This window comes from Shewanella sp. SW32 (assembly GCF_025653365.1).
Classification (GTDB): domain Bacteria; phylum Pseudomonadota; class Gammaproteobacteria; order Enterobacterales; family Shewanellaceae; genus Shewanella; species Shewanella oncorhynchi.
Genome location: NZ_JAKKSJ010000073.1, coordinates 1 through 7,653, shown reverse-complemented (window position 1 = coordinate 7,653; position 7,653 = coordinate 1). Strand labels below are relative to the sequence as shown.

5 protein-coding genes and 1 pseudogene are annotated in these 7,653 nt (G+C 45.8%); 2 read left to right on the top strand and 4 right to left on the bottom strand.

The annotated features are described in order from the left end of the window. Nucleotides 1-144 (bottom strand): transposase (locus L5M28_RS23620; RefSeq protein ID WP_263140584.1); only part of this gene is annotated, 144 nt, incomplete at its 3' end. An 807-nt stretch (nt 145-951) separates the two neighbouring features. Between L5M28_RS23620 and L5M28_RS23615 the strand changes: the two genes are divergently transcribed. Beyond that, on the top strand, nt 952-2,643 hold the full coding sequence (locus L5M28_RS23615) for an amidohydrolase (protein WP_263204517.1): 1,692 nt from the start codon (nt 952-954) through the stop codon (nt 2,641-2,643). A 19-nt stretch (nt 2,644-2,662) separates the two neighbouring features. On the opposite strand, the gene L5M28_RS23610 is transcribed toward L5M28_RS23615, so the two are convergent. After that, complete coding sequence (locus L5M28_RS23610) at nt 2,663-3,544, bottom strand: LysR family transcriptional regulator (RefSeq protein ID WP_263204515.1); 882 nt, start codon at nt 3,542-3,544, stop codon at nt 2,663-2,665. A gap of 584 nt (nt 3,545-4,128) precedes the next feature. After that, complete coding sequence (locus L5M28_RS23605) at nt 4,129-4,758, bottom strand: flavin reductase family protein (RefSeq protein WP_263200913.1); 630 nt, start codon at nt 4,756-4,758, stop codon at nt 4,129-4,131. A 255-nt stretch (nt 4,759-5,013) separates the two neighbouring features. Between L5M28_RS23605 and L5M28_RS23600 the strand changes: the two genes are divergently transcribed. After that, a complete protein-coding gene (locus L5M28_RS23600) occupies nt 5,014-7,407 on the top strand; it encodes a fatty acid cis/trans isomerase (protein WP_263204513.1) in 2,394 nt (797 codons plus the stop codon). A 62-nt stretch (nt 7,408-7,469) separates the two neighbouring features. Here the strand turns inward: L5M28_RS23600 and tnpA are convergent. Continuing rightward, nucleotides 7,470-7,653 (bottom strand): annotated as a pseudogene (tnpA, locus tag L5M28_RS23595) (IS200/IS605-like element ISSod23 family transposase); the annotation flags it as partial.

Below are 7,653 nucleotides of genomic sequence, written 5' to 3'. Positions count from 1 at the left end.
TGAAAGAGATTGCACGATAGATTGTCCTGTATGAGCTGCAAGTTGAGCCGCCAACTGTACAAGCCGTTTGGTCCTTCGTACATCCCCTAATTTTGCGCGCTGAAAAATGCTCTGTGCCCAGAGTGATGGTTCACTTAAAAACATGGCATGTGGTATCTGAAACAAAAGGTCAGGATCAGATCAGGTTAATTAAAAATGGTTCAAAAAAATCCCTCGGGGCAAACCGAGGGATTTGTGTAGAAGAGACAGAGTTTTTACTGGGGTTTTGTTTTATACGTCACGCCGTATTTCACTTTTTGTGGATACATCCACTTAGTAAACCTGCTTATCCAAAGATTATTTGCTGCTTAAGCAAAAGATTAAAGTCGTGGGTCTTCAACCCACACCCGACCAAGGAGGACTGCTCGTCCTATCAAAAACGTCCATGTTAAAAATAGCCAGCTCGATATCCCTATCTCGCGCTCAAAGCGGCCGTAGGCCTTCGCCCTTGGATTCTCCAAGACGCCCCTAGCGAAGTTACATGCATTAGTGACTGGCTTCATGCTTATTCGAAAATAGCTAACGCTTCCGATGGGGCGTCCCTTCACCCCGAAAGCTACGCAGACGTCCTGTCTGCGTCACGCTATTTTCTTCAACGCCCTTCAGCAACTTCGCAGTGGGAGGTGAACTACTGTAATCTCGGTGTCGGCTGTTTATCCAAAAAGAGTTTTGCCTGTCCTATCTTTTTACTTTCGCAGGGAAATTGGCGTAACCTTTAGCATAAAATGTATGCCTGTCCGCTCTTTCTTTTTCGCAAAAAACCATAGTAACCAGTCACAATGTACCAACAAAAATATGGCTTATCAGTCTTTCCCATGGGTATCTCGTTTTCTTGATAGTCACTAACTTTCACTATTGAGAAATTATCCCATAATGAGTCAATAGCTGACGCAATATGGGATTCAAGTACAAATGAAACAGACTAAGACGCCACACAAACTCGTTAAATGCTTAGCCTTAACGGGATTATTCACCCTATCTGCCTGTGCAAACGACGAACTTGCAGATACTTTACTCACCAATACCCACGTCTATGGCCATGATCAAGCGACTAGTTTAGCCATTAAGGATGGCAAAATTGTCTACATTGGGAATAGCATTAACGCCATGGATCACGTGAGCAATCAAACCAAAGTCATCGATTTAAAAGGTCATTACTTATTACCTGGTTTTATTGATAACCATAATCATGTGTTTGAAGCCGCGAGTGAAATAGGTAGCGACTGTTTACTGGATGATGACACTAATCTCAACGGCTATATCCGCACATTAACCGCCTGTAAAAATCAGTTGGAAACGGGAGAGTGGTTACTCGGCTATGGCCATCAACTCAGTGTAGTAATGCAAGAGAATGGCCCCACTCCTTTGGCAATATTAGACAAAATCTTCCCCGATAATCCTGTCGTTATTATGGAGCAAACATCCCATTCTATGTGGGTCAACTCCCTCGCATTAGCCAAAGCTAAGATAAGCGCTCATACAGCCGATCCGCAAGGCGGCAAGATCCTCAAAGATGAAGAGAGCGGTAAACTTCTCGGTATTTTATTCGATAATGCTGGCGATCTTGTGATGGAACAAGCATGGAAATCACAACCCAATCTACAACAAGCCAATTATCAAGGTTTATTAAATGGTCTGGCAGCTGCTGCCGAGCACGGGATAACGACTATCGGTGATGGACGACTCTATTGGAAACGTGACTGGTTAGAAACATGGCTAGCCGTCGAAAGTCATGATGAATTAACCGCCAGAGTCAGTCTACGCCCTTGGATTTATCCTGCCGATGAACCCCAAGCACAGCTTGATTTCTTTAAAAAAATTCATTCTGATGATAAACAACGTCTGCTGCTCATCAATCAGGTCAAAATCTACAGTGATGGCATCATCATAAACGGTACTGCCAGTACATTAGCCCCCTATGATTGGAGCTACACCCCCGAACTTCCTAGGGGACTCGAGTATGTTCCTGCCAGTAAAATGGCGTGGTGGCTTACTGAACTCAACAAAATTGGATACGGGGCACATATTCATGCAATAGGTGATGCAGGGGTACGCAACACCTTAGATGCCATTGAAACTTTACGATCTCAGGGAGCTACTCGCCCTTATGCCATGACGCATTTAGAAATGGTATCTCCCCAAGATATCAAGCGCTTTGCCTCACTCAAAGTCGATGCCGATTTCCAATTGGGTAGCGATTACATTGCCGCGCAGGATCATGAGTGGGCGATCCCTTTTATCGGTAAGCAACGAGCTCATGCTTTATTACCTATTAACCCTATTTTCAAGACTGGCGCGAATGTAACTTTAAGTAGTGACTGGAATGTGAATGATATCAATCCACTCGTTGGTATTGCTAACGCAGTCTATCTGCAAAATGCAGGCATCGCTGATATTCACAGTGCTATTGCAGCCTATACAATAAATCCCGCTAACGCCTTGGGCATAAGTGACATTACTGGTTCTATCGCGCTAGGGAAATCTGCCGATTTTGTTGTATTAGAGCGAGACATTACCCAAGCCACAGCAAAACAAATTGCTGACACTCAAATTTTAATGACGTGGTTAGAGGGGGAGCTAGTGTTCGATCTCAATGATCAATAGCAATCCCGTATCAATCTAATTATTTGCTGAGTTGCTCTTTTATTAACGTCAGCAAAGAAGACCCCAAGGTGCTGGCCTCAAACCCATGATGCCAGCGCATTTCGAGCCGCCGCTTCATAGGCGCAAATTCACTACTCAATTGGACAACTTTTAATCTTCCACTGTCAATTTCTGTCTGCGCTAAAGATAACGGCAAAAAACTATATCCATCCCCTTCGGCAAGTAAGGACTTTAACAAAGCAAGATCGGGGATTTGGCAATAATGGCCACTAAATCCGACTTCGAGATCATCACTTTCAGTCTGCCCTCCTGCCCAAATATATTCACGATAGAGCGCTAATTGTGCGGGGTCGATTACCTGCTGTGAAGCTAATGTATGCTGTCCAGATATCAACATTACCTCTTGATATTCGCCAAGGCGGCAGTAACCCGATTGAGATTGATGTAATTCAACCGTTTCATGTAACAGTAAAAGGTCGATATTATCGGATAGAAATGCACTGTGTAATGCATCGAAAGTATCCACTTTTAAGACAAAATCCAGCGTTGGAAACTGCATTAAATAGCGCTGAATTGTCGAACGTAAGACTTCTAAAGGAATGTAATTTTCAACCCCCAACACTAACCGACCTTTACCAAGCTCGGCATAATGGGTCGCCGATTGAGTAAATTGTTCCCATTGGGCCAAGGCTAAAATAGCCTTAGGTAGTAAATGCTCGCCTCCCGCAGTGAGTGCCACTTGATTTGCACTACGCTCAAATAAATCCACACCTATGTCGACTTCTAGCTCGGCAATCCACTGACTCACTTGCGGCTGACGTTTGCCCAGTGCGCGAGCGGCGGCTGAGACAGAGCCTAGTTGAGTCGTCAATACAAATGCTTTAACTCGTTGAATATTCAAATGTGCTCTACTATTTTTTAAGCGCGTTGTGCGCTTGACTTTAATACCCGTCAGACGGAATCACAATATTAACTTACCTATGCAAGACACTTTGTTAAAAATCAGATGTGAAGCCCCACGACTTAGATTTAGATTTGGATTTGGATTTAAATAAAAGATAGGACAGGCAGAATTCTTTTGAGATAAGCAGCTTACTCCGAAATAGCAGGAGTTCACCGTCCCCTGCGAAGTTGTCGAAATACGCAGATAGCTCTTAGTTGTTTGAGTGGGGCCGTGGCGACATCATGGATGATGGCGCAGGCTCGGGGGCACATGGATGTGCCATCTGAGCCGTTAGGCGATTTTTATTGGAGTATGAGACAGGTAACTAATGCATGTAACTTCGCTAGGGGCGTCTTGGAGAATCCAAGGAGGATAGGACGAGCAGTCCTCCTTGGTCGGGTGTGGGGTGAAGCCCCACGACGTTGATTTTTCTTTAAAAAATGCTTAAGTCATGGATTGCTCTGCCATGAGATACCAAAACTCATGAGTCAAACTCAAACGAAGTTTGAACACCCAAAGCCCTGCGGCACCTGAGCAACCCCCTACACTTGTGGTCTATGTAGATCAAAACGCAGATCTTCAGAGATCCCATAATAAGCCGATGGGCCGCCGGCACGTAATACGGGTTCGGCGAGGGCAGTTTGATAGATCCCCTCGGCATTGAGTAAATGCTTAGCAATATGCACGGCCACCACTTCACCTAACACTAACCAAGTATCGATCTTGTCGCCATTGGCGGCGGTTAACTGGATACATTGGGACAATTTGCATTCGAAGTTTACTGGGCTTTCAGCCACTAAATCGGCCTTAACAATGGTGCCAGCTTTAGCCGTGAGTCCGGCAAAGCTAAACTCATCTTGACCGCGTGGCAGCATGGCGGAGGTTTGATTCATCTGCTCGGCTAAGCCGCGGGTGGTGAGGTTCCACACAAACTCCCCTGTCTCGAAGATATTAGCAACACTGTCTTTCCAGCCTGTGCTGGCAAAGCCGATGATGGGCGGTTTGTAGTTGAAACAATTAAAAAAGCTGTAAGGTGCAAGATTGCGTTGCCCCTGAGTATTCCGCGATGAAATCCAGCCGATTGGTCGAGGCCCCACAATCGCATTTAAAGGATCGTGTGCAAGGCCATGGCCTTTGCTCGGTTCGTAAAAATAGCGGTTATCAGCAGTCATACTTCATCCTTTTGTTATTGCCACAACAATACTGGAGCAATTAATACAGCCATCACAGGTACGCTTTCATAGCCGCTATCTTACCCAAGTTTCGAGCAGCGACCAAAAGTCTGTAGGGCAACTTAAGTAAACTCCTTGAACAACATCTGGCTGCAAATTTCAAATCCAACACACTCTTCTGCTAAAGTGATACTTATCAGTGGGCTAAAAAGCCTAACTCTGCTAAATAGCATGTGACAAATGAAGGAGCGGTGAATGGACGCGATAAAAGGGGGATGGAAGAGGTTGTTGTTGGTCGCAGTGCTGTTAGCGACAGGTTGTGCCAGCGTAGCGCAAATCGATTTCAATAGCCTGTTTGGCACTAGCTCACCACAAAAACGCGTCGAAAATGCACAGCTGAACGACCAATTTATTCAACAGGCCGAGTTTGTGCACACACAAGTTGAGCCTATTCTCAATAGCCGCTGCGTGGTATGTCATGCCTGTTACGATGCCCCCTGCCAGTTAAAAATGACCTCGAGCGAAGGTATAGAGCGTGGGGCGAGTAAGGAAAAGGTTTACCAAGGCACACGCTTAGTCGCTGCCACACCTAATCGCTTACTTGTCGATGCCTTTACCCCTGAAGCTTGGCGTCAACGCGGGTTTTACCCCATGCTAAACGAGCGCGATCAAACCCCAGAAGCTAATACCCAAGCCTCAGTATTAGCCAGAATGCTCACGCTTAAGCAAATGCATCCTCTGCCCGAAGACAAGATTTTAGATAAGCGTTTTGATTTCAGCCTAGACAGAGTTCAGCAATGCGCTAGCCTAGAGGAAATGGACAAATACGAGCAAAGCCAGCCCCTTGCAGGTATGCCTTATGGCTTGCCAGCACTGAATGCTAATGAGCATCAAGTGTTGATGCACTGGTTCGAGCAAGGTGCGCCACTGCCGTTTGCACAGGCGCTTACACCTGAATTTATTGCAGAAATAAACCTCTGGGAGGTGTTTTTAAACGGCGACAGTTTAAAAAGCCAATTAAGTGCACGCTACATCTACGAGCATTTGTTTGCCTTCCATTTATATTTTGAGTCTTTGAATCAGCCGAACACCCAGCCTTTATTCTTCGAGTTAGTGCGTTCTCGGACGCCGCCGGGGCAAGCGCTGGATATTATCGCCTCCCGTCGTCCCTTCGATGATCCTAAGGTGGAGCGAGTCTATTACCGCTTTCGGCCTTATCGGGCAACCATAGTCGATAAAACCCATATCCCCTACGCTTTGAATACCGGCTTGCTGGATAACTGGCAACAATGGTTTATCGATGCGGATTACTCAGTCACTCAACTGCCGAGCTACAAGCCGAGCGTTGCGGCCAATCCCTTTGAAGCCTTTATTCAAATTCCTGCCAGTGCGCGCTATCGATTTATGCTGACCCGCGCCCAAGATACCATTATGGGCTTTATCAAAGGTCCAGTGTGCCGTGGTCAGGTGGCGCTCAATGTCATTAACGATAGATTCTGGGTGTACTTTGTGACTCCTGATTATATGGACGACACTGACTTTAGCGCTTTTTACCATTCCCAACTTGAAAACCTACGTATGCCTGCAGAGGAAGAAAGCACTGCATTAGCAGTAACTTGGGTAAAATATGCCGCCAAGCAAGGCAAATATATGCGGGCGCGTAATCAGTTCTTGAACGAGAAATTCAAAAACGGCCAGCACCTTACCATAGACGGACTCTGGGATGGCGACGACACCAATGATAATGCCAGCCTGACAGTGCTGCGCCACTTCGACAATGCCACAGTGGTCAAAGGCTTAGTCGGCGAGCCCCCCAAAACGGCTTGGATTATCGATTATGCCTTGCTGGAGCGTATCCACTATTTATTGGTCGCGGGTTTCGATGTTTATGGTAACTACGGCCACCAGCTATTAACTCGCTTATACATGGATTTTTTACGTATGGAGGGGGAATCGAATTTCCTGACCCTGTTACCGCAGGAGGAAAGGCGCAAGCAGTTGAGTGATTGGTATCAAGGGGCTGGAACTCAACTCACGGCCTTTATCGCAGGGGATATCAACACCTTTCATCAGCCCACGGGCGTACTCTACTTTAGCGACGATCTAAAGGGCGAGCTGTATCAAAAACTCGGGCAGAAGGTTGCTAAGGTTCAACCCAATCGATATCACATAGAAAACAGCAGCTTGCAAGCACATAGCAAAGCACTTTTACACACATTAGATCGATTAAAAGGCACACAAGCGACCCTATTACCTGAACTAACTATGATCATGGTGGAACCTGAAAAAGCGGGTAAAGCTGAGATATTTACCTTAGTTCGCAATAGCGCCCATCAGAATATTTCGAGCCTATTTAATGAGGCGAGTAACCGCGAACCCGCTAAAGATGATGTCACTTTAGTGCATGGCTTATTGGGCAGTTATCCTGAGGCATTTTGGCGAGTGAAAGAACAGGACTTGCCTAACGTCTTGGCGATAGTAGAGAAAATGCAAACTGAAAAAGACTATGAGGCACTGTTAGATATGGTGGGTGTACGCCGTACTGATCCGAAGTTTTGGGCCTTTAGTGACGAACTCAATCAGATCTTTTTCGACAATCACCCGATAGAAAGTGGGTGGCTGGATTACAACCGACTGCAAAATCGTTAGTAAAGAATCCGCCTTCTTAGAAGGCGGCTTTGACTTGCCCCTGGAAGGGGCTATTCCAAAAACTACATCATCTGCAACGACAATTGAGCCTCATGTTCCTGATCTTGTTTATCTTGATGGCGCACATATCGTCTAATGATTTCTTCATTAACACCTACTGTATCTACAAAATAACCTCTGGCCCAAAAGCTATTGCCCCATAGCTTTTTACGTACATGAGGGAATTTATTGAATAGCCTTATCGCA

Bases quoted from the DNA above. Each gene is read 5' to 3' on its own strand.
- L5M28_RS23615 (WP_263204517.1), top strand. From the start codon at position 952: ATGAAACAGACTAAGACGCCACACAAACTCGTTAAATGCTTAGCCTTA.
- L5M28_RS23605 (WP_263200913.1), bottom strand. From the start codon at position 4,758: ATGACTGCTGATAACCGCTATTTTTACGAACCGAGCAAAGGCCATGGC.
- L5M28_RS23600 (WP_263204513.1), top strand. From the start codon at position 5,014: ATGGACGCGATAAAAGGGGGATGGAAGAGGTTGTTGTTGGTCGCAGTG.